General features: G+C 73.0%; 16 protein-coding genes, 1 tRNA gene, 1 pseudogene and 1 riboswitch. Of the genes and pseudogenes, 9 read left to right on the top strand and 9 right to left on the bottom strand.

Features of this window, described 5'->3' with window-relative positions:
* Positions 1–141 precede the first annotated feature (141 nt).
* Positions 142–807: a TetR/AcrR family transcriptional regulator gene (locus ACWC0C_RS18015; RefSeq protein WP_450864812.1), complete on the top strand. Its 666-nt coding sequence runs from the start codon at positions 142–144 to the stop codon at positions 805–807.
* Positions 804–1178 (top strand): hypothetical protein, encoded by a 375-nt coding sequence (locus tag ACWC0C_RS18010; protein WP_450864811.1) that lies wholly within the window; start codon positions 804–806, stop codon positions 1176–1178. The genes ACWC0C_RS18015 and ACWC0C_RS18010 overlap by 4 nt, the downstream gene beginning before the upstream one ends.
* On the opposite strand, the gene ACWC0C_RS18005 is transcribed toward ACWC0C_RS18010, so the two are convergent.
* Positions 1162–1869: a TetR/AcrR family transcriptional regulator gene (locus ACWC0C_RS18005; RefSeq protein WP_450864810.1), complete on the bottom strand. Its 708-nt coding sequence runs from the start codon at positions 1867–1869 to the stop codon at positions 1162–1164. The genes ACWC0C_RS18010 and ACWC0C_RS18005 overlap by 17 nt on opposite strands.
* A gap of 218 nt (positions 1870–2087) precedes the next feature.
* Between ACWC0C_RS18005 and ACWC0C_RS18000 the strand changes: the two genes are divergently transcribed.
* Both ACWC0C_RS18000 and ACWC0C_RS17995 read left to right on the top strand, forming a co-directional pair.
* On the top strand, positions 2088–2666 hold the full coding sequence (locus ACWC0C_RS18000) for an NADPH-dependent FMN reductase (RefSeq protein WP_450864927.1): 579 nt from the start codon (positions 2088–2090) through the stop codon (positions 2664–2666).
* Positions 2667–2682: 16 nt separating this feature from the next.
* On the top strand, positions 2683–4167 hold the full coding sequence (locus ACWC0C_RS17995) for a DHA2 family efflux MFS transporter permease subunit (RefSeq protein ID WP_450864809.1): 1485 nt from the start codon (positions 2683–2685) through the stop codon (positions 4165–4167).
* Between the two features lie 48 nt (positions 4168–4215).
* Here the strand turns inward: ACWC0C_RS17995 and ACWC0C_RS17990 are convergent, their stop codons facing one another.
* Positions 4216–4848, bottom strand: coding sequence for a GTP cyclohydrolase II (locus ACWC0C_RS17990; RefSeq protein WP_450864808.1), 633 nt, complete (start codon positions 4846–4848; stop codon positions 4216–4218).
* A gap of 84 nt (positions 4849–4932) precedes the next feature.
* A complete protein-coding gene (locus ACWC0C_RS17985) occupies positions 4933–5478 on the bottom strand; it encodes a MarR family winged helix-turn-helix transcriptional regulator (protein WP_449200123.1) in 546 nt (181 codons plus the stop codon).
* Positions 5479–5535: 57 nt separating this feature from the next.
* On the opposite strand from ACWC0C_RS17985, the gene ACWC0C_RS17980 reads away from it, so the two are divergent.
* Entirely contained in the window at positions 5536–6669 is a 1134-nt protein-coding gene (locus tag ACWC0C_RS17980) for a dihydrofolate reductase family protein (RefSeq protein ID WP_450864807.1), read from the top strand.
* An 82-nt stretch (positions 6670–6751) separates the two neighbouring features.
* On the opposite strand, the gene ACWC0C_RS17975 is transcribed toward ACWC0C_RS17980, so the two are convergent.
* Positions 6752–6825: transfer RNA gene (locus ACWC0C_RS17975), tRNA-Met, on the bottom strand.
* Positions 6826–7113: 288 nt separating this feature from the next.
* Positions 7114–7271: riboswitch (cyclic di-AMP (ydaO/yuaA leader) on the top strand.
* Between the two features lie 9 nt (positions 7272–7280).
* On the opposite strand from ACWC0C_RS17975, the gene ACWC0C_RS17970 reads away from it, so the two are divergent.
* Positions 7281–8306, top strand: a complete 1026-nt coding sequence (locus ACWC0C_RS17970) for a M23 family metallopeptidase (RefSeq protein ID WP_449200125.1) — start codon at positions 7281–7283, stop codon at positions 8304–8306.
* Positions 8307–8376: 70 nt separating this feature from the next.
* On the top strand, positions 8377–9321 hold the full coding sequence (locus ACWC0C_RS17965) for an aldo/keto reductase (RefSeq protein ID WP_450864806.1): 945 nt from the start codon (positions 8377–8379) through the stop codon (positions 9319–9321).
* Between the two features lie 76 nt (positions 9322–9397).
* Here the strand turns inward: ACWC0C_RS17965 and ACWC0C_RS17960 are convergent, their stop codons facing one another.
* The 4 genes from ACWC0C_RS17960 to ACWC0C_RS17945 all read right to left on the bottom strand — a co-directional run bounded on the left by ACWC0C_RS17960 (position 9398) and on the right by ACWC0C_RS17945 (position 14357).
* On the bottom strand, positions 9398–10714 hold the full coding sequence (locus ACWC0C_RS17960) for a PrsW family intramembrane metalloprotease (RefSeq protein ID WP_450864805.1): 1317 nt from the start codon (positions 10712–10714) through the stop codon (positions 9398–9400).
* Positions 10715–10756: 42 nt separating this feature from the next.
* A complete protein-coding gene (gene trmB / locus ACWC0C_RS17955) occupies positions 10757–11605 on the bottom strand; it encodes a tRNA (guanosine(46)-N7)-methyltransferase TrmB (RefSeq protein WP_450864804.1) in 849 nt (282 codons plus the stop codon).
* A 46-nt stretch (positions 11606–11651) separates the two neighbouring features.
* Positions 11652–12869 carry an L-2-hydroxyglutarate oxidase gene (gene lhgO / locus ACWC0C_RS17950; RefSeq protein WP_449200129.1) on the bottom strand — a complete coding sequence of 406 codons (1218 nt, stop codon included), beginning with the start codon at positions 12867–12869 and terminating at the stop codon, positions 11652–11654.
* 63 nt (positions 12870–12932) lie between these two features.
* Positions 12933–14357, bottom strand: a complete 1425-nt coding sequence (locus ACWC0C_RS17945) for an MFS transporter (protein WP_388622368.1) — start codon at positions 14355–14357, stop codon at positions 12933–12935.
* A 722-nt stretch (positions 14358–15079) separates the two neighbouring features.
* On the opposite strand from ACWC0C_RS17945, the gene ACWC0C_RS17940 reads away from it, so the two are divergent.
* Positions 15080–17155: an asparagine synthase-related protein gene (locus ACWC0C_RS17940; RefSeq protein WP_449200131.1), complete on the top strand. Its 2076-nt coding sequence runs from the start codon at positions 15080–15082 to the stop codon at positions 17153–17155.
* Between the two features lie 309 nt (positions 17156–17464).
* Positions 17465–20821: a BTAD domain-containing putative transcriptional regulator gene (locus tag ACWC0C_RS17935; RefSeq protein ID WP_450864803.1), complete on the top strand. Its 3357-nt coding sequence runs from the start codon at positions 17465–17467 to the stop codon at positions 20819–20821.
* A gap of 51 nt (positions 20822–20872) precedes the next feature.
* On the opposite strand, the pseudogene ACWC0C_RS17930 reads toward ACWC0C_RS17935, so the two are convergent.
* Positions 20873–21715 (bottom strand): annotated as a pseudogene (locus ACWC0C_RS17930) (NPCBM/NEW2 domain-containing protein); the annotation flags it as partial.
* Between the last annotated feature and the right edge of the window lie 72 nt (positions 21716–21787).

The following is a 21787-nucleotide window of genomic DNA, read 5'->3' as shown; positions in this document are numbered from 1 at the left end:
TCCCACGGGGCTGCTCGGGACGCGGGGCCCGGGGGCAGGTGGACGCTTCCGGTACCTCGGCGCACCTTGACCCTCGGCCCCTCCAAACAATACGTACGACCGATCGCATGTATTCGGCCATGGTGTGGCACGATGACGACGATGGACAGCGAACGACAGGGTGCGGAGCACGGCCCGGGACGGGGTGTCCTGGGCGCGGAGGGCCCCGAGGTGACCGATCTGCGGCTGGTGCGCGGCGCCCGCGCCCGGCAGCGGGTGGCCCGGCACGCGGTCGACATCGCCTCCCTGGACGGGCTCGACGGGCTCAGCATCGGCCGCCTGGCCACCGACCTCGGGCTGAGCAAGAGCGGTGTGCAGACACTGTTCCGGACCAAGGAGAACCTGCAGCTGGCCGCCGCCGAGAGCGCGCGCCGGGAATTCGAGCGGGCGGTCGTACGGCCCGCGCGCTCCGTCCCGGCGGGCTCCGCCCGGCTGCGGGCGCTGATCGAGCACTGGATCGCCTACGCGCAGACCCCCCTGTTCGCCGGCGGCTGCTTCTGGGCCGCCAACCTTCCCGCCTACGACAGCCGCCCCGGCGCCGTGCGCGACGCCCTGTTCGCCCACCGCGAGGCATGGCTGAAGCTGATCGCCGAACAGCTGAGGCGGGCCGTCGGCGCGGATGCCGACGCCTTGCTGGACGTGGAGCTGGCCGCGTTCCAGATCGACGCCGTGTGCAACGCGGCCAACAGCGACATGCGCCTCGGGGACGACAGTGCCGCCGGCAAGGTGCGCCGGGTGGTGGAGGGGTTCCTCCGGGGAGCACGGTGATCCGCGCCGAGCGCGGGGGGAGGGCGAAGGCCGGGACCGGGGGTGGGGTTCGGGTCCTAGGAGTCGGCCTCCGGGCCTCCTTCGACGCGGTGGGCATCGCCGGTACGGCAGTCCTGGCCCACCGCCATCTGCCGGTCGTCGCCTTCAGTGGTGCCGAACTCCAACCCGGCTCCCCCATAAGGGAGTTCATGGCTCCGCCGTCCTGGGCGGTGCCGTTCGCCGATGCGGGACTCCGGCTGCTGGACCCCGTGGAACCGGGCTCGCCCATCGACCGGGTCGATCTGGGCGCGCTGGCGCCGGCCGAGCTGAAGCAGATCCGCCACTGGCAGCCGCAGACGCTGGGCGAGCTGATGTTCAACTGGTGGGACTGAGGTCCCGCCCCACCCCATAGGCCCGCAGGAACGCCGCCACCCCACCCCTGATCAGCCGGTCCGTCTGTGTCGGTGGGAGGGGGAGGACGCCGTAGTGGGTGGACTGGACGATCGTGTGGCTGGTCAGGGCCATGAAGTGGGTGGCGGCCAGGGTGGCGTCGCCGTGCGGGTCGAGCAGGCCGGCGTCCGCGAGGTGTGTCATCGCCTCGGCGAGGGCCCGGCCGACCGGTTCCGGACCCGCCTCGTGCCAGGCCTGCAGGACCTCCGGCGGTACATGGTCGGCCTCGGCGTGGATGTGGCGGACGAGGGCGAAGTGGTTCGGGTAGTCGGCCATGAGTCCGACGAACGCCCGCGCCAGGGCGACCAGATCGCGCTCCAGGTCCTCCGTGCGCGGCGGCCGCTCGGGGTCCAACACGGCTCGCAGTCGCGCCAGTTGGGCGTCGCGGACCTCGCTGGACGTCCAGGTCACCACGGTCTGGAAGAGCTGCGCCTTGCCGCCGGGGAAGTGGTTGTACAGCGTGCGTGTGGAGACGCCGGCCTCGGCGGCCAGTGCGTCGACCGAGGCGCGCGCATAGCCCTCGCGGCCGAAGAGCGTGCAGGACGCGCTCGCGATCGCCATCTGCTTCTCCAGCTTGCGCGGTGACACCTCGCGCCGCGCCTGTGCCAGCCGGGACTCGTTCGTTTCGCCCACATCCGCCTCCTCGTGACCGGTCACTCTACCCGACTTACAACGAGCGTTGCACTTTCTACAACGACCGTTGTACCTTGCTCTCCGGGAGGCCGCAACGGGCGGCCGACCGCCAGCAGCAAAGGGGGACACCCGTGTCTGTCGCCGGCAATGAAGCCGTATCCGAAGCCGTATCCGCACCCGAAGCCGAAGCCGAGTCCGCAGCCGCCCACGAAGCACCGCTGCGCGTCGCCGTCGTCGTAGGCAGCGTCCGGGAAGGCCGGCAGGGCCGGGCCGTCACCGACTGGTTCCTCGGCACCGCCGCCGGTGACGCCGGCCTCGACCTCGATGTCATCGACCTCGGTGAGATCGACCTGCCGCTGGTGCTGCCCGACTGGGGCGGCACGCCGAGCCCGGAGGCCGTCGCCGCGCTGCGGGACGTCTCGCAGCGGCTCGCCGCGGCCGACGCGTTCGTCGTCGTCACGCCCGAGTACAACCACAGCTTCCCCGCGTCCCTGAAGAACTTCATCGACTGGCACTACACCCAGTGGCGGGCCAAGCCGGTCGGCTTCGTGTCGTACGGCGGCCTCGGCGGCGGGCTGCGCGCGGTCGAGCAGCTCCGGCTGGTCTTCGCCGAACTGCACGCGACGACCGTGCGCGACTCGGTCAGCCTGCACGGCCCCTGGTCCGGCCTCGGTGAGGACGGCACCCCGCGCGACGCGGCCGTGTGCGCGGGCGCCGCCAAGGGCATGCTCGGCCAACTCTCCTGGTGGGGGCGGGCGTTGCGGGTCGCGCGGGCCGAGCGCCCGTACGCGGGCTGAGGGCGGGGTGGGGGAGATGCGCAGGACCGAGCCCGCCGCGAAACCGGCCCACCCGGGACCGGACCCGGCGAACCCACTGAACCCGTCGCACTCGTCGAAGTCGGCGAACCCGTCGCACCCGTCGCACCCGTCGGCGACCCTGAACCGCGCCCTGAACCGCACCTTGGCCGTCACCGTCACCGGCTCGGTGATGGCGGTGCTCGACATGACGATCGTCAATGTCGCACTGCGCCGGCTCTCGCAGTCCTTCGGCGCCTCGCTGGAGACCATCCAGTGGACCGCCACCGCCTACACGCTCGCGCTCGCCGCGGTCATCCCGACCGCCGCCTGGGCCATGGCCCGGATCGGCACCCGGCGCACCTATCTGACCGCGCTCACCCTCTTCACCCTCGGTTCACTGCTCGCCGCGTGCGCCTGGGACGCGGGCAGTCTCATCGCCTTCCGGGCCGTGCAGGGGCTGGGCGGCGGGCTGCTGCAGCCGGTCGGCATGGCGATGGTGATGGGCGCCGCCGACCGCAGCCGGCTCGGCCGCGCGATGGCCGTGGGCGGGCTGCCCATCCTGGTGGGGCCGGTCGCCGGACCCGTGCTCGGTGGCTGGCTGGTGGACGCCGCCTCCTGGCACTGGATCTTCCTGGTCAACCTGCCCGTGGGCGCCCTCGCCCTGGCCCTCGCGCTACGACTGCTGCCGGCGGACGCGCCGAAGACCGGGACCCCCGCGCGTCTGGACCTCCCCGGCCTACTGATGCTCTCGCCCGGCCTCGCCCTGCTCCTGTACGGCCTGGCCCGCGGCGGTGAGCGTGGCGACTTCACCGCGCCCGGTGCCCTCGTGCCGGCACTCGCGGGCGCGGCACTCGCGGCGGCCTTCGTACGCCGGGCCCTCACCGCGTCCGCGCCGCTGCTGGACCTGCGGCTGCTGCGCGACCGCACCTTCGCCGCCGGCGCCGGCACGCTCGCCCTGTTCACCTGCGGCTACTTCGGCTCGATGCTGCTCGGCCCGCTGTACTGGCAGCAGGAGCGGGGCCTGAGCGCCACGTCGGCCGGGTTGCTGGGGGCGCCGGTCGGTCTCGTGGTCGGTACGACGATGCAGATCGCGGCGCGGCGGATCGACAAGGTGGCGCCGCGCCGGCTGATCCCGGCCGGGATCGCGGTGGCCGCCCTCGGGATGGCGCTGATGGCCTGGCAGACCGGGGTGCCCCAGGTCGCGCCCTGGCGGATGGTCGCATCGGCCATGGTGATGGGCGTCGGCACCGGGATGGTGCTGATGCCGACGATGACCACCGCGAGCCGGGACCTGCCCGCGGACCGGCTGGCCGCGGCGAGTACCGCGCTGAGCATCAACTCCCAGCTGGGCGCGTCCGCGGGCACCGCCGTACTGTCGCTGGTCCTGGCCTCGGCGGGCATGCACCCGACCGGCTTCCGCACCGCGTACACCCTCGCGGCGCTCCTGCTGGCCCTGTCGGCCCTCCCGGCCCTCCGCCTCCCCGGCCGTCGGCAGGGGTGATCGGCAGCCCCGGCTGCCTGCCCCGCTCAGCCCCCGCTCAGGCCGCGCTCAGCCCACGCTCAGTTCGGCCAGGGGGAGGGTGTGGCTGGTCTGGAGGACCTTCGCGCGCAGGTAGCGGACGTTGTGGGCGGTGGTGAAGACGCCGGTCGGCACCCGGTCCCGTACGACGACGCCCAGCGCGCGCAACTGCTCGGCCTTGTCGGGGTTGTTGGACAGCAGGTCCAGCTCGTCGATGCCGAGGGCGGCGAGCATCTGCGCGGCGGCCGTGTAGTCGCGGGCGTCCTCCGGCAGGCCGAGCGCGGCGTTCGCCTCGTAGGTGTCGAGACCCTGGTCCTGGAGGGCGTACGCGTCGAGCTTGTTGTAGAGGCCGATGCCACGGCCCTCCTGGCGGAGGTAGAGCAGGACGCCGCCGCGGTCGGCGATGCGCTCGACCGCCTCGCGCAGCTGGGGTCCGCAGTCGCAGCGGGCGGAGCCGAAGACGTCGCCGGTCAGGCACTCGGAGTGCAGCCGCACCAGCGGGACGGAGTCCGGAGCCGGGTCGCCGAGGACTACGGCGATGTGCTCCTGGCCGTCGGCCAGGCCGTGGAAGGTGACGAGTTCGGCGTCCACGCTGTAGCCGTCGTGGAAGCGCAGCGGAACCCGGACGCGGGCGCGCGGCGTGGCGGCGGGGGTGTCGAGCATGCGGGTCCCTCCGAAGGCGGGCTTTGCTTCAGATTTGAAGCAGCGGTACGGGGGACCCTACCTCATGTTTCAAAGTTAAAGCAATCACTTTTCGGGAGCCGTGGGCGACGGGGACGCGGAACCCGAACAGGACGATCGGCGCCGCCAGGGGACGTCCTCCGTCCCGGACTCGGTGCCCTCACCCTGCAACCCGTGGGCGATCCCTGTGCAGATCTCCTCCAGCTGCGCCACCTGCTCCGGCCTGAGCCGGTCGAACAGGGTGGCCCGCACGGTCTCCACGTGCCCGGGCGCCGTACGCTCCAGTACGGCCATCCCCTCGTCCGTCAGCACGGCGATACTGCTGCGCTTGTCCCAGCGGCAGTCCTCCCGGCGCACCAGCCCGTCCCGCTCCAGCCGGGTCACCGCGTACGTCAGCCTGCTGCGCGTGATCTTCAGCGTCTCGGCGAGGTCGGTCATGCGCAGCCGCCGGTCGGGCGCCTCGGAGAGATTGGCCAGCACGGAGTAGAACAGGTGCGGCATGCCGGCTTCCTGCTGGAGGTTCCGGTCGATCGCGTCCTCCAGGAGGTGCGTCGCGGCGAGATACGCGCGCCAGGCGCGCTGCTCCTCGGGGCTGAGCCAGCGGGTCGTCATGCCGCCAGTGTAGGTTTGTTTCAAACTTGAACCAAGACTTGCAGGGAGACCGCGCCGATGTCGTACCCGTACGTGCTGCTGTCCGCCGCCGTCTCCCTCGACGGCTTCCTGGACGACACCGGCCCCGACCGGCTGCTGCTGTCCAGCCCGGCCGACTTCGACCGGGTCGACGCGGTACGGGCCTCCGTCGACGCCATCCTGATCGGCGCGGGCACGATCCGCGCCGACAACCCGCGGCTGCTGGTCAACTCCGCCGAGCGCCGCGCGGCCCGGCTCCGGGAGGGCAGGCCGGAGTACCCGCTGAAGGTGACCGTCACCGCGACCGGTGACCTCGACCCCGACGCCCACTTCTGGCACACCGGTGGCGACAAGCTCGTCTACACGACCGACAAGGGCGCCGAGCAGGCCGCCCGCCGCGTCGGCGGCACCGCCGACGTCGTCCCGCTCGGCCCCGACCTCGACTGGCGGGCCCTGCTGTCCCATCTGCACGACGAGCGGGGCGTACGACGGCTGATGGTCGAGGGCGGTGGCACGGTCCACACCCAACTCCTTCAGCAGGGCCTCGCCGACGAGCTCCAGCTGGTCCTCGCCCCGCTGTTCGTCGGCGACCCGGGCGCCCCTCGCCTGTTCGGCCCCGGCGTCTACCAGGCCGGCCGGCTGCGCCTGACCGAGACCCGCCGTATCGAGGACGTGGTCCTCATGCGCTACGAGCCCACGGCCCCCGGCACCGGCTCGCTCCCCACCGCCGCCGACCGCCACTGGCTGCGCACCGCCTGCGAACTCGCCGCGCTGTGCCCGCCCTCGGAGACGGCGTTCAGCGTCGGCGCGGTGGTGGTCGCCGCCGACGGTACGGAGCTCGCGCGAGGACACTCGCGCGAGGGGGGCGACCCCGTGGTCCATGCGGAGGAGGCGGCGCTCGCGAAGGTGGATCCGGCGGATCCGCGGTTGGCCGCCGCCACCGTGTACAGCAGCCTCGAGCCCTGTGCCCGGCGGGCCTCGCGGCCCGCGCCCTGTGCCGAGCTGATTCTGCGGGCGGGGGTGCGCAGGGTGGTCACGGCCTGGCGGGAGCCGGACACGTTCGTCGCCGGAGCCGACGGGACGGGGGTGCTGGTCGCCGGGGGTGGGCAGGTCGTCGTACTGCCGGAGCTGGCGGAGATCGCCAAGGCGCCGAACGCCCACCTGCTGGGGTGAGCCGTCCGTCCGCCGCGTCCTGCCGGCTTCGGAAAACACTCAGGGCCCGGAAACCATTGGTTTCCGGGCCCTGAGCCTTCAGTAGCGGGGACAGGATTTGAACCTGCGACCTCTGGGTTATGAGCCCAGCGAGCTACCGAGCTGCTCCACCCCGCGTCGTTGTGACTCCAGAGTACCCCATGTGCGGGGTGCAACGCACACCGCTTCGATCACCGTCACCGACGGTGATCGGACGGAAGCCCTCCGCATAACATCTGAGTCACCATCAAAAACGCCGAGACTCCTGAATGGCGGCCAACTCGCCCGTTTTGCAGTGGTCGTAGCCGGTAAGTCCACGCCCGAAATCGTTAATGATCAAGCCGAACGGGCTTGGAAACTGCCTGGCGGGTCTATTAACGTTCGATAACGCAGCGCGGTCGTCCCAGCCGTCACAAGAGGCGGCTCCGTGCGCACGCGCCGAATCCCGCGAGGGAACCGGGGAACCACCACCTTGGGGTGAATCACGCGGATACCGCCGTGCAGCCATGGCCGGTATACGCGCGTAGGAGACCTTCCTGCTCCGAACCCGTCAGCTAACCCGGTAGGCGGAGGAAGGAAAGGAGTGCGCCCTAGTGGCGTCCAACCGGCCTGCCCCAGAAGCCCCGTTCGTTCCCGAGGGGGCCGAGCCCGAGACCTTCGGCTACGGCGCCTACCGCGCCGAGGAGGGCCCCTGGGAGGAGTGGAACCCCACCGAGGACTCCCTCGCCCAGGTCCGCGGCCGGCACCGCGTCGCCAAGCAGCGCGGCGGCTTCGCGCGCAGCTCCACCGTCCTCGGCGTCGGCGTGATCGCCGCGGTCGGCGCGGGCGGCATGGCCAGCGCCAACACCGGCAAGCCGCCGGTCTCCATATCCCTGCCCGACCTGGACTCCGTCAGCCACTTCTTCGGCGACGACTCCGGTGCCAAGCCCCAGCCCGCCACCGCGCTCAGCAAGGTCGGCGTGACCTCCGACAGCGCGGACAGCGGCAACGCCGGCGAGGCCCTGCGCAACCGGATCATGGCCCAGGCCGAGCAGCAGCAGAGCAAGGCCGACAGCAAGGCCACCGCCACCGCGCTCGCCGCCGCCGACAAGCAGACCGCCGACGCGGCCGCCAAGGCGGAGAAGGACGCCGCCGCAAAGGCCGCCGCCGCCAAGCAGAAGGCGGAGGCCGACGCCAAGAAGGCCGCCGAGGCCAAGCGCCTGGCCGAGCTGGCCAAGCAGTACACGCTGCCCGTCGTCTCGTACACGATCACCGGCACCTTCGGCCAGCCCGGCGCCATGTGGTCCTCCGGCTACCACACCGGCCTCGACTTCGCCGCCCCCACCGGCACCCTCATCAAGGCCGTCCACGGCGGCACGGTCACCCAGGCCGGCTGGGCCGGCGCCTACGGCTACCGCACCGTCCTCACCCTGGACGACGGCACCGAGCTGTGGTTCTGCCACCAGTCCTCGATCAACGTCTCGGTCGGCCAGAAGGTCTCCACCGGCGACGTCATCGGCCGGGTCGGCGCCACCGGCAACGTCACCGGCCCGCACCTGCACCTGGAGGTCCACCCGAACGGCCAGGCCGGCGCCATCGACCCGGCGCCGTGGCTGCGCGACAAGGGCCTCACCCCCTGATTCCTCCCTTGGCGGGATCCTGGCGCCGGCGACGGAATGAGATCATCCGTCGTCGGCGTTGGTGTAAAGCATGACTTCTCTGCGCAAACTCGGCTCCTCCGACCTCGAGGTCTTCCCGCTGTCCCTGGGCGGCAACGTCTTCGGCTGGACCGCCGACGAAGAGACTTCCTTCGCCGTCCTGGACGCCTACGCGGCCGCCGGCGGCAACTTCATCGACACCGCCGACTCCTACTCCGCCTGGATCGAGGGCAACGAGGGCGGCGAGTCCGAGACGATCATCGGCAAGTGGGTCAAGGCCCGCGGCAACCGCGCCGACGTCGTCATCGCCACCAAGGTCAGCCAGCACCCCGAGTACCAGGGACTGTCCGCCGCCAACATCAAGGCCGCCGCCGACGCCTCCCTGCGCCGCCTGGACACCGACTACATCGACCTCTACTACACCCACTTCGACAAGCCCGAGATCCCGGTCGACGAGATCATCGGCGCGCTGGACGAGCTGGTGAAGGCGGGCAAGGTCCGCCAGATCGGCGCCTCCAACATCAGCGCCGAGCGCCTCAAGGCCTCCCTCGACTTCTCCGACCGCGAGGGCCTGGCCCGCTACGTCGCCCTCCAGCCCCACTACAACCTGGTCTCCCGCGACACCTACGAGGGCCCGCTGCAGGACCTGGCCGCCAGGGAAGGCCTGTCCGCGGTGCCGTACTTCTCCCTCGCCGCGGGTTTCCTGACCGGCAAGTACCGCCCCGGCACCAAGGTCGACAGCGCCCGCGCGGGCCGGGCCCAGGAGTACGCCGACTCCGAGCGCGGCCAGAAGGTCCTGGCGGCCCTGGACGAGATCGCCGCCGCCCATGACGCCCCCGTCGCCACGGTCGCCCTCGCCTGGCTGGCCGCCCAGCCGACGATCACGGCCCCGATCGCCTCCGCCCGCACGGTGGAGCAGCTCCCGGCACTGCTGGGGGTGGCGGACCTGAGCCTGACGGAGGCCGAGGTGGCGAGCCTGACGGCGGCGTCGGCCTGAGTAATCCCTCCCGCCGAACGGCGCTCAGCCACGACGGCGGATTCCGGCGGTGCCGAACTCCCGGCAGCCCGACCGGCTACGACCGATACGGGTTGTACGCGGGATACGGCACCGCCGGGTACCCGTAACCCGGCCCGAACGCCGTAGGCACCGGCGCCGGGTACATCGGCCGAGCCGGCGCAGTCGCACGCGCCGCGTACTCCAACGCCGGCCGGGCCGCATCCCTGCGCCGCCACAGCTCGTCCAGCAGCTCCCGCTCCCGTACGACGAAGTCGCTCCCCGCCTTCCCCTTGCGCCCCCGGGCCCTCAGGAACGCGAGCGACGTGGCGTACGCCTCGTACCGCGCCACCGCCCGGGCCGTGGGCCGGCCGCCGTGGTGCCGGGCGTAGTCACGGGCGGTCCGCCGCGCACGCATCGACCCCAGTGCGAACGGCTCGGCGAGCCCCAGCCAGCCGGCCAGCACATATGCCGGCAGCTCCTCCCGCACGGTCCGCAGCTCCCGCTGCCGCGTCCAGATCGCGAGCCAGGTCAGCAGCCCGAACACGGGCACCATGAATCCGCCGTAGACGGCGAAGAACCCGAACTCGCCGAAGGTGGAGGAGCCGTTCCAGAAGGCGTGCATGCTCATCGCGAGCAGCAGACCGCACACCGGCAGCAGCACCCGCCGGACGTGCTGGCGCTCGGCGGACAGCGCCGAGATGCCGAAGCCGATGCCGGTGAGGGTGGTGAACAGGGGGTGCGCGAACGGGGACATCACGATGCGCACGAAGAAGGTGGCCGCGGTGACGGAGGCGATGCCTTGACCGCCGCTGACCTGGTCGGCCCCGAAGGCCGTACCGAGATAGAGGATGTTCTCGGTGAACGCGAACCCGGTGGCGGTGATCCCGGCTATCACCACCCCGTCGACGATCCCGGTGAAGTCGCGCCTGCGGAAGAGGAAGACGAGCAGTACGGCGGCGGCCTTGGCGGACTCCTCCACGATCGGCGCTATCACGGTGGCGCCGAGGGTGTTCGCACTGGCCGGATCGGCGGTGGCGGTGGCTATCCACTTGGTCGCGAAGCTGTTGGCGACGATCGCTATCAGCGCCGCCGCGCACGCTCCCCAGGCGAAGGCGAAGATCAGGTTCCGCCAGGGGCCCGGTGCCACCCGGTCCAGCCACCGGAAGGCGGCGATGAGCCACGGCACGGGCAGCACGGCCAGCCCGAGGCCGACGAGAAACCCCTCGGTACCGGTCTGCCGCCGCACCAGCGCGAGAATGACCAGCCCGGACAGCACCAGCAGTGTGATCAGTGCCCCGTACCGCACCCACCTGCGCTGCCACCAGTGCGGATGGCGGAACACGGGCCCCTCGGGGGCCGGGGGATACGTCGGAAACGGAGGACTGGTGGCCACGGCATCGACCCTAACGGTGGTGGGACGAGGGGCTGGAGCTGTTTATCGTTCCTGATCCGGTTCGTGGGCTGGGACCTGGTGCGGTACGCGACGGAACAGCAGGTCGTTCACCACGTGTCCCTTGTCCAGCCCCTGGCCCTCGAAACGGGTCAGCGGCCGGAACCCGGGGCGCGGCGCGAAACCGCCGTCCGCCTGGGTGTTCTCGAAGTCGGGGTGTGCGGTGAGCGCCTCGAGCATCTGCTCGGCGTACGACTCCCAGTCGGTCGCGCAGTGCACGAGCGCGCCGGGCTTCAGCCGGGTCGCGGCGAGCGTCAGGAACTCGGGCTGGATGAGCCGCCGCTTGTGGTGCCGCTTCTTGGGCCAGGGGTCCGGGAAGTACACGCGCAGCCCGTCCAGCGAGTCGGGGGTGAGCATCTCCCTGAGCAGGATGATCGCGTCCCCGTTGGCCACCCGGACGTTGTCCAGCCCGTCCCGGTCGGCGAGACCCAGCAGATTGCCCTGCCCCGGGGTGTGCACGTCCACGGCGAGGATGTTGGTGTCCGGGTCGGCGGCGGCCATCTGCGCGGTGGCCTCGCCCATCCCGAACCCGATCTCCAGCACCACGGGCTTGTCGTTCCCGAACAGCTCGCCCAGGTCGATGACCCGCTGCCCGTCGATGTCGAGCCCCCACAGGGGCCACAGCCGCTGCAACGCGTCCGCCTGCCCGGCGGTCACCCGGCTGCGCCGCGGCTGAAAACTCCGGATCCGCCGCTCGAAGTGCGACCCGGCCGGGTCGGCCTTGGGCCCGTCCGGAAACCGCGGCTCCCCCTTGGCCCGGGTATGCCGGATGGAGACGCCGGGGGTGTGGGGGGCCGGCGCGGGGGCTTCGGGGGCGTTGAGGAAGTCAGACACAGTGCTTCCGATTTTACGGCGCCCTACGAGGGCGCCCTCGCCGGCACTACAGCGCCCCGAGCATGTCCAGCACCCGGCGCCCGACCTCCCGGCCGATCGGCAAAGAAGCGGTGGCAGCCGGAGACGGTGCGTTCAGCACGTGCACTGCCCGGCTCCCCTCCCGGATGAGGAAGTCGTCGACCAGCGTCCCGTCCCGCAACACCGCCTGCGCCCGCACCCCGGCAGGGGCCCGCACCAGGTCGTCCGCCTCCACCCCGGGCAGCAATCTCCGCACCGCTTCCAGAAACGCCCCCTTCGACAGCGAGCGGCGCAGCTCACCCGCCCCGTACCTCCAGTGCTGCCGGGCGATCGCCCACGACCCCGGCCACGCCACCGTCCCGGCCAGCTCCCGGGGGCGTACGACCCCCCAGCCGTACCCCTCCCTGGCCAGCGCCGGCACCGCGTTCGGCCCGATGTGCACACCCCCGTCGATGCCGCGTGTCAGATGCACCCCGAGGAACGGGAAGGCCGGATCCGGCACCGGATACACCAGCCCGCGCACCAGCTCCGGCCGCGCCAGCTCGTAGTACTCGCCGCGGAACGGCACGATCCGCACCTCGGGCTCGTCCCCGGTCAGCCGCGCCACCTCGTCGCAGTACAGCCCGGCACAGTTCACCAGCACGCGCGCGCGTACGACGTCCCCGCCTGCGGTGAGTACGGCCACGCCCCGCTCCGGCCGCCGGTCGACCCGGACGACCCGGGCGCCGTACCTGATCTCGGCCCCCGAGGCCTGCGCGAGCTGCCGGGCGACTCCCACGAAGTCGCACACCCCGGTCGTACCGACGTGTATGGCGGCGAGCCCGCGCACCTCGGGTTCGTACTCCTCGATCTGGGCGGGGCCCAGCTCCCGGACCGGTATCCCGTTCTCCCGCCCGCGCTGCACGAGCGCGTGCAGCCGGGGCAGCTCCTCCCGCTCCGTGGCGACGATCAGCTTGCCGGTGACGGCGTGCGCGATGCCGTACTCGGCGCAGAACTTCACCATCTCGGCGGCGCCCCGCACCGCGTACCGCGCCTTGAGCGAGCCCGGACGGTAGTAGATCCCGCTGTGGATCACTCCGCTGTTGCGCCCCGTCTGGTGCCGGGCCGGCCCCGGCTCCTTCTCCAGCACGGTGACCCGCGTCCCTGGCACGGCGCGCGTGATCGCATACGCCGTGGACAGGCCGACGATCCCCCCACCGACCACGAGCACGTCACAGTCGTACGCCCCGACCGGCACCTGCACCACCTCCCACCTCGATAGTGCACTGCGCCACTGACAACACCTTCAAACGCAGGTGGGGACCGGTTCTCAGGCCGGAGCCATCAACAGCGGCCGGGCCCGCTCCCGCAACTCCACCACCCGCGGCTCGTCCCCGTACGGCTCCAGCCGGTGCAGCAGATCCTTCACATACTCCGTGGTGCGCGCGGAAGAGATCCGTCCGGCCACCTCCACGGCCCGCACCCCCTGCTCGCAGGCGGCGTCCAGATTCCCGGACTCCAGCTCGGCGACCGCCGAGACGACCAGCCGCAGCCCGTGCGACCGTACGAACTCCTCCGTCGGCTTCGACAAGGCCTGCTCGGTGAACCGCCGCACCTGGCGAGGCGCCTTCAGATCCCGGTAGCACTCGGCCGCATCCGCGGCGAACCGGTCATAGCCATAGAAACCAAGCCAAGAAGGATCGTTGTCCCCCTCCCGAGACCGCTCCAGCCACCCCTCCGCGGCCTTCAGCGCCGCACCCGCCGCCTGCGCGTCTCCCGCACGCGCGTGTGCCCGCGCTTCCACCAGCCGGAAGAAACTCATCGTGCGCGCGGTCGCCAGCCCCCGGTTCCGCTCCAGCGCGGCCTGCGCCAGATCGACTCCCTCGTCGCCGAAGCCGCGGTAGGTCGCCTGCAGCGACATGGAGGCCAGTACATAGCCGCCGAGCGGCACGTCCGCCGCCGCGCGCGCGAGCCGCAGCGCCTGGATGTAGTACCGCTGCGCGGCCTCCTGCTGGCCGGTGTCGAAGGCCATCCAGCCGGCGAGCCGGGTGAGTTCCGCGGAGGCCCCGAAGAGCGCGCGGCCCACTTCGTCGGAGTAGGCCCCGAGCAGCAGCGGCGCCGCCTCCACCCGCAGGCATTCCGGGACCATCGACGAACGCCAGTCCCCGCCGCCGTACTTGGAGTCCCACCGCCTGGCGTCCTCGGCGGCCTCCCGCAGCTTCTGCACATCGCTGTGGCCGACTTTGATCGGTGCGCCGGAGCCCTCGGCGGAGCCCGCCTCCCGCGCGACCGAGCTGTCGGCGGGGGTTATCAGCCATCGTGAGGCGGGCGTTGCGTATGCGCTCACTGCGAACGACCCGGCGAGCGACTGCCAGATGCCGCCGGAGCCGGCCCGGCGCCCGGCGAGGTCGAGACGGTACAGCTCCGTCGCCGACTTCACCGCCTGTCCGACGTCTCTGGGGAAGGCGAGGCCCACTTCGGGCGCGGGATCCGCGTCCGCCAGGCCGATCTCGTGGAGCGGCACCGGGCGGCCGAGCTTCTGGCCGATGGCGGCCGCGATGAGGTGCGGCGCCGCGCCCTGCGGCACCATCCCCTTCGACACCCAGCGCGCCACCGAGGTCTTGTCGTAGCGAAGAGTCAACCCGCGTTGGGCGCCAAGGTCGTTGACGCGACGCGCGAGTCCTGCGTTGCTGATTCCCGCGAGGGCGAGAACGGCGCCGAGCTTTTCGTTCGGCCCGCGTTGCTCCCTGGACATGCGCCACCCCTCGACACAGACGGCTGCCGCGCTGGCATAACCACGCGGCATTCGTAAACCCAGCGTAGTTCGCCGCATCCCAAGCGTTAAGGGGCATTGTTCCGGATGGCGGGATTGTGGTCCGTACGGAAGTACGGTCCTGTACGCACCGTGCACGGCCTGTCGCCGCGTGCCCCCACGCGTGTGGCCGTGCGCCCGCCCGTGCGCTCTTCTCCGGCCATCGGGGGAGCGGTTCCATGGCTCTTGCGTGGGTCGGCCCGCTGTACTGGATCCAGTGGGCTGGGGGACACCGCCGCCTTCATCCCCGCGGGTGGCGGACCGGTCCGGGAGGCGCTGCCCGCCTCCCGGACTGTGCGCGTGTCCGCCCCTCCGTGTACTGCGCAGGCCTGTACGGAGCGTGCTCAAATCCCGGGCGCCTCTGCATGATTGGCTGAAAATCGACCCCGCTCACGAGGGCTGATTTCCGCTCCGACCATGCAACTTGAGGGCGCGAAGGGCGTTTTGGGGGAGCGCATAGGGGGCGCATTCGAGTCGCGCCCACCGGGAGCCGCCGAGGTCCGGCCCGCCCCGCACCCGTCGACTCCCCCCTGGCATCCCCGGGTTTCCCTCGCGGTTCCCTCGATCGAAGCCGGTGCCGCCGCCCCTCCACACCGCGCCTTTCATGGCAGCATGAGGATCCGGTTCGTACGGTGCACTGTTGTCCACAGCCTGTGGAGGCGTCGATGCGGTGGTTGGTGGGTTGGAGCAGCACCGCCGCGGGTGTCGCCGGGATCGGTTCCGCGGGCGCCACCGGTTACGACGGCGAGACCCTGCATCCGGTCGGCTCCCAACTCCTGTGGGGCGACCCGGATCCGCTGTGGGCCGTCGGCGACTGGCGCCCGGACGAGGTGCGCGTGGTGCGGGCCGACGCCGACAACCGCATCGCCGTCCTCGGCATCTGCGGCGCCTCCGACGACGAGCTGCGGCGCGGGCTGTTCACCGCGCGCGGGGGCGCACTGCGCCATCTGACGACCTGGCCGGGCAGCTACACCGCCGTCGTGCAGGTCGGCCGCCGCATCACCGTCTGCGGCGATCTCGCCGGCGCCCGCCCGGTGTTCCACACCCCCTGGGCCGGCGGCACCGCCTACGCCACCGCCGCGCTCCCGCTGGCCGACCTCATCGAGGCCAACCTCGACTTCGGCCACCTGGCCGCCCTGCTCGCCGCCCCGGACGTACCGGCCGCGCTGCGCGACACCACCCCGTACGACGGCGTACGGCGCGTTCCGCCGGGGCACGCGCTGGTGCTGCGTGCCGGGGCGCGCGAGATCGCCGGGTACGAGCCGGTCGCCTCCCTCGCCGTGGCGGCGGCCCCCGCCGACCCCGACCGCGCCGTGGACGCCGTACGCGACGCCCTCGTGGAGGCGGTCCGCACCCGGCTGTCGGCGCCCCGGCACGTGCCCGACCTCGACCCCGGGCCGGTGCCCGGCATGGGCCCGGCCGAGCGGCGGGCCCGGCGCGGGATGCCCGTGCCCGGCATCGGCGCCGACCTCTCCGGCGGCCCCGCCTCCGGCACCCTCGCCCTGCTGGCCGCCGGGCTGCCCGGCAGACCCGGCACGCTCCTCGGCCACGGCACGGGCGCGGGCGAGCGGCTCCTCGCCGTCACCTTCAACGACCTGGCCGTGACCGGTCGGGAAGCCGAAGTCGAACGCGCCGGCGCCCTGGCCGCGGGCCCCCGCCTGCACCACGTCGTCGTCACCGGCGCCGAGGAGACCCTGCCCTACGCCGACCTCGACGGCCCCCTCACCGACGAACCGGGCCCCTCGCTGGTCACGGCGGCCCGGCACCGGGCCCGGCTCGCCTCCGGCAGCGCCGACCACTTCACCGGCCACGGCGCCCGCCAGGTCCTGGACGCCCACCCCGCGCGCCTCGCCGACCTCCTCATGGACCGCCGCCGGCGCCATCTTGTCCGCCCGGTCGCCGCGCTCGCCAAGGCCGACGGCTCGGTGATGGTCCCCGCGCGCGTGTACGGCGCCGCCCGCCGGCTCGCCCGCACGCCCTACCGGGCCGGCCTCGAGGCGCTGGCCGAGCGGCTGATGCGGCGTGGCTTCGACGAGCCGAAGGGAGCGGTCGGCGCGTCCCTCGCCGCGCTGACCTGGGCCAGACCCGGGCCGGCCGCCCGCTGGCTGACGGGGGAGGCGCTGGCCGAAGTATCGGTTCTGCTGCAGGCGGAGGCGGACCGCTCGGCAACCGGCGTCCAGCGTCCCGGCGAGTACCGCGCGCGTGCCGCCCTCGCCCGCCACGCCGCCGACCTGCGCGTCCTGGAACAGGCCGCCGAGATCCGCTCCCAGCGCCTGCACGCGCCGTTCCTCGACAACCAGGTCGTCCGCGCCTGCCGCGCCCTCCCGGAGGCCCTGCGCGTCCAGCCAGGCGCTCGTTCCTCGATCCTCCGTACGGTCCTGGAAGGCGCCGGAGTCACTGACCTCCCGCCCGGCTGGGGCGCCCCCTCCCACGCCTCCTCGGCGGCGGCCGCCCGCGCCGGCCTGCGCTTGGCGGCCGCCCCCCTCCAGGACCTCTTCACCACGCCCCTCCTGGCCGACGCGGGCCTGGTGGAGGCCCGCGTGGTCCGCAAGGCGCTGTCCGCGGCCGCCGCCGGCGACCCCCTCCCCCTGGACGGCCTCGCCGACCTCGTCTCCCTCGAACTCTGGCTCCACCGCCTCCTCTCCCGCCGCGGCACCTGCTGGACGGGAACACCGGCACGCGCGCGTGCGGTGCCCTCCGGGATCCAGCCGCGTCGGGGAGCCCTGGCCTCCGGCGCTTGACGGCTCGGGTACTGCCCCAGCCCCATCTGGGGGCTGCCACCCCCAGGCCCCCGCCGGGTGGCTCCCGCCGTCAGCCGCTGCGGGTGCGTTGTGGCTGGTCGCGCAGTTCCCCGCGCCCCTCAGGGAACTGCAGCGCCGCCCGCTTGACAGCGCCGCCGCCGCTGCGGGCAGTCGTGCCGCTGGGGCGATGGGGGTCCCCCCGCTCGAGCGAAGCCGAGAGTGGGGGAGGGTGGGCGCAGCGGCACCCTGCACGCGCCGGCAAGCGACCCAACCCCCGCCCCACCCCCAGCCCCCCGCGACAATGACCAGGTGCGGTACAGAATCCTGGGCGCGGCCCAAGCAGCGGACGACCAGGGCACCCCCGTACCCCTCGGCGGCCGGCGCCTGCGCGCACTGCTCACCGCCCTGGCCCTGCGCCCCTCCCGCACCACCACCCCCGAAACCCTCATCGACGAGGTCTGGGCGGACGACCCACCGGGCGACGCCCCCGCCGCCCTCCAGGCCCTCGTCGGCCGCCTCCGTCGCACCCTGGGCCGCCACGCCATCGCCTCCACCCCCGGCGGTTACCGCCTGGAGGCCGCCGAGGACGACGTCGACCTGTACGTCTTCGAACGCCTCGTGCACACCGGCACCAAGGCCCTCACCGCGGCCGACCCGGCCACCGCCCACCGCGCCCTCACCGAGGCCCTCGCCCTCTGGCACGGCCCCGCCCTCGCCGACCTCCCCGACCGCACCGCCGCCACCCGCCCGGAGGCCCTGCGCCTGGAGGCGACTCGGGCCCGCGCCGCCGCGGCCCTCGACCTGGGCCGCGCCCAGGACGTCGTACCGGAACTGAAGGAACTGACCGCGGCCCATCCCTACGACGAGCCTCTGCACGCCCTCCTCATCCGCGCCCTGCGCGACACCGGCCGCCCGGCCGACGCCCTCGCCGCGTACGAGACCGCCCGCCGCACCCTCGCCGACACCCTCGGCACCGACCCGGGCCGGGAACTCAAAGCCCTGCACACGTCGTTGCTCGAACAGCGGGAACCACAGCCACAACCGCGGACAGAACCACGGCCACCGAAGTCACCGACGCCGCCGGCCCCCGCCCGACCCCCGGAGCGCACCGGCAATCTCCGCCCTCGTCTGACCTCCTTCGTCGGGCGGGAACCAGAACTCGAAGCCATTCGTTCCGACTTGCACAGGGCCCGCCTGGTCACGCTCACCGGACCGGGTGGCTCGGGAAAGACCCGCCTCGCCGAGGAGGCCGCCGCAGGGCTCCCCCAGGCATGGCTGGTCGAGCTGGCCCCGCTCGACCATCCGGAGGCGGTGCCCGGCGCGGTGGTCAGCGCGCTCGGTCTGCGCGAGACCGTGCTGCTGACCAACGACCTGGCGACCCCGCAGGCCGACCCCGTCGCCCTGCTGATCGAGTACTGCGCCCCGCGCAGCCAACTCCTGATCCTTGACAACTGCGAACATGTCATCGACGCGGCCGCCGCCCTCGCCGAGACCCTCCTCACCCGCTGCCCGGGGCTCACGATCCTCGCGACCAGCCGTGAACCCCTCGGCGTCCCCGGTGAGTCGGTGCGCCCGGTCGAGCCCCTCGTCCCGGAGCAGGCGCACCGGCTGTTCGCCGAGCGCGCGAAGGCCGTCCGTCCCGACGCCGGCGCGGTGCTCGCCGACACCGGGGCCGTGGCGGAGATCTGCCGCCGCCTGGACGGGCTGCCGCTGGCCATCGAGCTGGCCGCCGCCCGGCTCAGGCTGCTGACCCCACGGCAGATCGCCGACCGGCTCGACGACCGTTTCCGCCTGCTCACCTCCGGAAGCCGCACGGTCCTGCCCCGCCAGCAGACCCTGCGCGCGGTCGTCGACTGGTCCTGGGACCTGCTGGAGGAGCGGGAGCGTGCGGTGCTGTGCGAGGTGTCGGTGTTCGCCGGCGGCTGGGACCTCGCGGCGGCCGAGGCGGTGTGCACCGGCCCGGCGGCCGACCTGATCGGTGCCCTCGTGGACAAGTCCCTCGTCGTGGCCGCGCCCAGCGGTCCCGACGGCTCCGACGGCATGCGCTACCGCATGCTGGAGACCATCCACGAGTACGCCACGGAGCGCGCGGCCGAGGTCCCCGGGCTGCGCGCCACGGCCGAGCGCCGGCACCGCGCGTGGGTGCGGGCCCTGGTCGAGGAGGCCGAGCCGCGCCTGCGGTCGGCGGACCAACTGCCCTGGATCTCCCGCCTGGAGACCGAACTGGACAACATCCGGGCGGCGCTGGACCGCTCCGTGCGCGCCGGCGACGAACCGGAGGCGGGCGCGATCGTCCTGGCCATCGGCTGGTTCTGGTGGCTGCGCAACCACCGCCAGGAGGCCGTGTCCTGGGTCCGCCTGGTCCTGGGCCTGGGCACCGCCCTGGACACCCTGGCCGCCGCGACGTCCACGGACTCACCGGCGAACCTCGCCTCGGGCGATCTGATGACGCTGGTGGAGTCGGCCGACCCGGTCGGCGCCTTTCTCGCCGTACCCGACGGTGAGACCGGGCATCCGTTGCGGGAGCTGCGGATGGACCTGCGGATGCTCGATCTGTTCCTGACCTCCGAGTCGAGCACCGAGGACCTCGCGGCCGATCCGCGCGCCCCGGAGTACATCGCGCACATCCGCGCCGCCTACGAGCCCGGCGGTCCCCGGGCCGCCCGCCTTCCGGGCATCGTCTGGCCGCTGACCGCCTACTACCTGGGTGGCCCGGTGGACATCGGCCCGAACTTGGCGGCGGCCGTCGCCAACTGCCGTGCGTACGGCGGCGACTGGGAGATCGGTGTCTCCCTGATGTACCGCACCCATGTGAGAGTCGACTCCTCCGGCAACCTGCAAGGCGTGGACGAGGACCTGGCCGAGCTGCGGATGCTCAGCCGACGCGTCGGGGACCGCTGGATGCGGGCCCAGGTGTGCAGCGCGGCCGGGGAGGCGGCCATGGCGCGCGGCAGGTTCGACGAGGCGCGCGGTGAGTACGAGGAAGCACTGCGCCTCGCCTACGACGTGGGGGCTTATGCCGAGTCGCCGTTCCTGATGGCGAGGCTCGCCGAGATCGCCTACCGCTCCGGCGACACGAAGACCGCGCTGGCCGCCCTGGACGACGCGGGCGCGGCCGCCGACCGGTACGCGGTGCCGGAGTCGCGTGCCTTCGTGCTGCTGATGCGCGCCCACATCGCCCTGAACGAGGGGCAGACCGCCCATGCCCGCGAGCTGTACGAGGCGACGTGCGCGACGACGCGCGGCGGCACCCCGCCACCGCAGTTCGTGGCGGCCATACGTAGCGTCGAGGCGCTCCTCGCCGCCGAGGAGTCGGGTCCCGTGCACGGCCTGACGATCGTCGCCGAGGCGCTGCGCGAGGCCGTGGCCCAGCGGTGCGCGGAGTCGATCACGGCGGGGCTCGTGGACATCGCGGCCTGTATGCAGGCCCGGCGCGGCGATCTGGCCGGTGCGGTACGGCTGTTCGCCGCGGCAGATCACTGGCGTGACGGCAATCCTCGTCCCGAGCCGGAGTACGGCAAGGCCCTCCGGGTGCGGGCCGACGCCCGCGAGGCCCTGCCGCCCGAGCGGTACGCGGCCGAGTGCGCCCGGGGCGCGTCCCTCGATGCGGCCGGCGTGCTGCGCGAGCTGGGCGCGGCGCGGGCGACCGCCGAGCGCGGCCGGTGAGGGCGGGTGAGTCCCGCCTGACGTGCCCGCCCTTTCGGCCCCGTTCTCGGTCTACCGGCAGGTCAAGCGGGACTCCGCCCAGTCGGCGAGAGCCGCCCGGTCGAAGCCATTGCTGTGCGGCCGCACGACGAGCCGTACGGTCCTGCGCCCGTTCAGGTCCACATGCACCGGCACGGCCTGGTCGTGTCCCTTGACCATCCCGGACTGCCACAGCCGGACCCCGTCGGCGTAGACGGAGAAGGACACCTTGCCGAGGCCCAGTGTCATGTCGTCGACGCCAGCCAGTGCGTCGTAGGCGGTGCACTGCCGGTTGAGGGCGACGGTGACGGAGGACTCGCCGTGCACGGTCACCCCGCGCGCGTACTGCTTGCCGGCGATCGACATGCCGTAGCGCTGCCACACCCAGCTGCTCTCGCCGAGCTGGATCTCGGGCCGGGTGCCGTCGCCGCCGACGTCGTAGCCGAGGTCGCTCACCTCGTAGACGGTGAGGGGTGGAGTGGGCGTCGGCGTCCGGGTGGGCGTCGGTTTCGGTGGGGGAGGCGGCGTCGGGGTGGGCGTAGGCCTGGGCCTGGGAGCCGGCTTGGGCGTCGGTTTCGCAGTCGGAGTCGGAGTCTTCGCAGTCGGAGTCGGACTCGGAGTCGGCGTCGGGGTGGGCGTCGGCTGGGGAGCGGCGACCACCGGCTGGGGCGAGGGCTTCTTCTTCGACGGGGTCGGCTTCGGCGCCGGGGGCGGCACGACCGGCGCGGACGGCGACGGCTTGGCCGCTTCCTTCACCGGCGGATGACTGTCGTTCGCCAGGGCCAGCGCCACCGCGGCGGCGGCCACCGCGACCACACCGGCCGCGATCCCCGCCTTCACCGGCGCCCCGAGCCCCTCCGCGACGACCCCGCGTGCGTGGCCCTGATGACGGACTTCGTCAAGGACAACCCGGAGCTGTGGAATGAGGACATCGGTGAGTGAGTCGCG

The sequence above is a fragment of the Streptomyces sp. NPDC001709 genome (assembly GCF_053596375.1).
The sequence above is the reverse complement of the archived record's forward strand: the minus strand, read 5'-3'. Positions and strand labels throughout refer to the sequence as shown.

Coding starts and splice junctions, on each gene's coding strand:
- ACWC0C_RS18015 (WP_450864812.1), top strand. CDS start 142: ATGGACAGCGAACGACAGGGTGCGGAGCACGGCCCGGGACGGGGTGTC.
- ACWC0C_RS17995 (WP_450864809.1), top strand. CDS start 2,683: ATGCGCAGGACCGAGCCCGCCGCGAAACCGGCCCACCCGGGACCGGAC.
- ACWC0C_RS17990 (WP_450864808.1), bottom strand. CDS start 4,848: ATGCTCGACACCCCCGCCGCCACGCCGCGCGCCCGCGTCCGGGTTCCG.
- ACWC0C_RS17985 (WP_449200123.1), bottom strand. CDS start 5,478: ATGACGACCCGCTGGCTCAGCCCCGAGGAGCAGCGCGCCTGGCGCGCG.
- ACWC0C_RS17980 (WP_450864807.1), top strand. CDS start 5,536: ATGTCGTACCCGTACGTGCTGCTGTCCGCCGCCGTCTCCCTCGACGGC.
- ACWC0C_RS17965 (WP_450864806.1), top strand. CDS start 8,377: ATGACTTCTCTGCGCAAACTCGGCTCCTCCGACCTCGAGGTCTTCCCG.
- ACWC0C_RS17945 (WP_388622368.1), bottom strand. CDS start 14,357: ATGTCCAGGGAGCAACGCGGGCCGAACGAAAAGCTCGGCGCCGTTCTC.
- ACWC0C_RS17940 (WP_449200131.1), top strand. CDS start 15,080: ATGCGGTGGTTGGTGGGTTGGAGCAGCACCGCCGCGGGTGTCGCCGGG.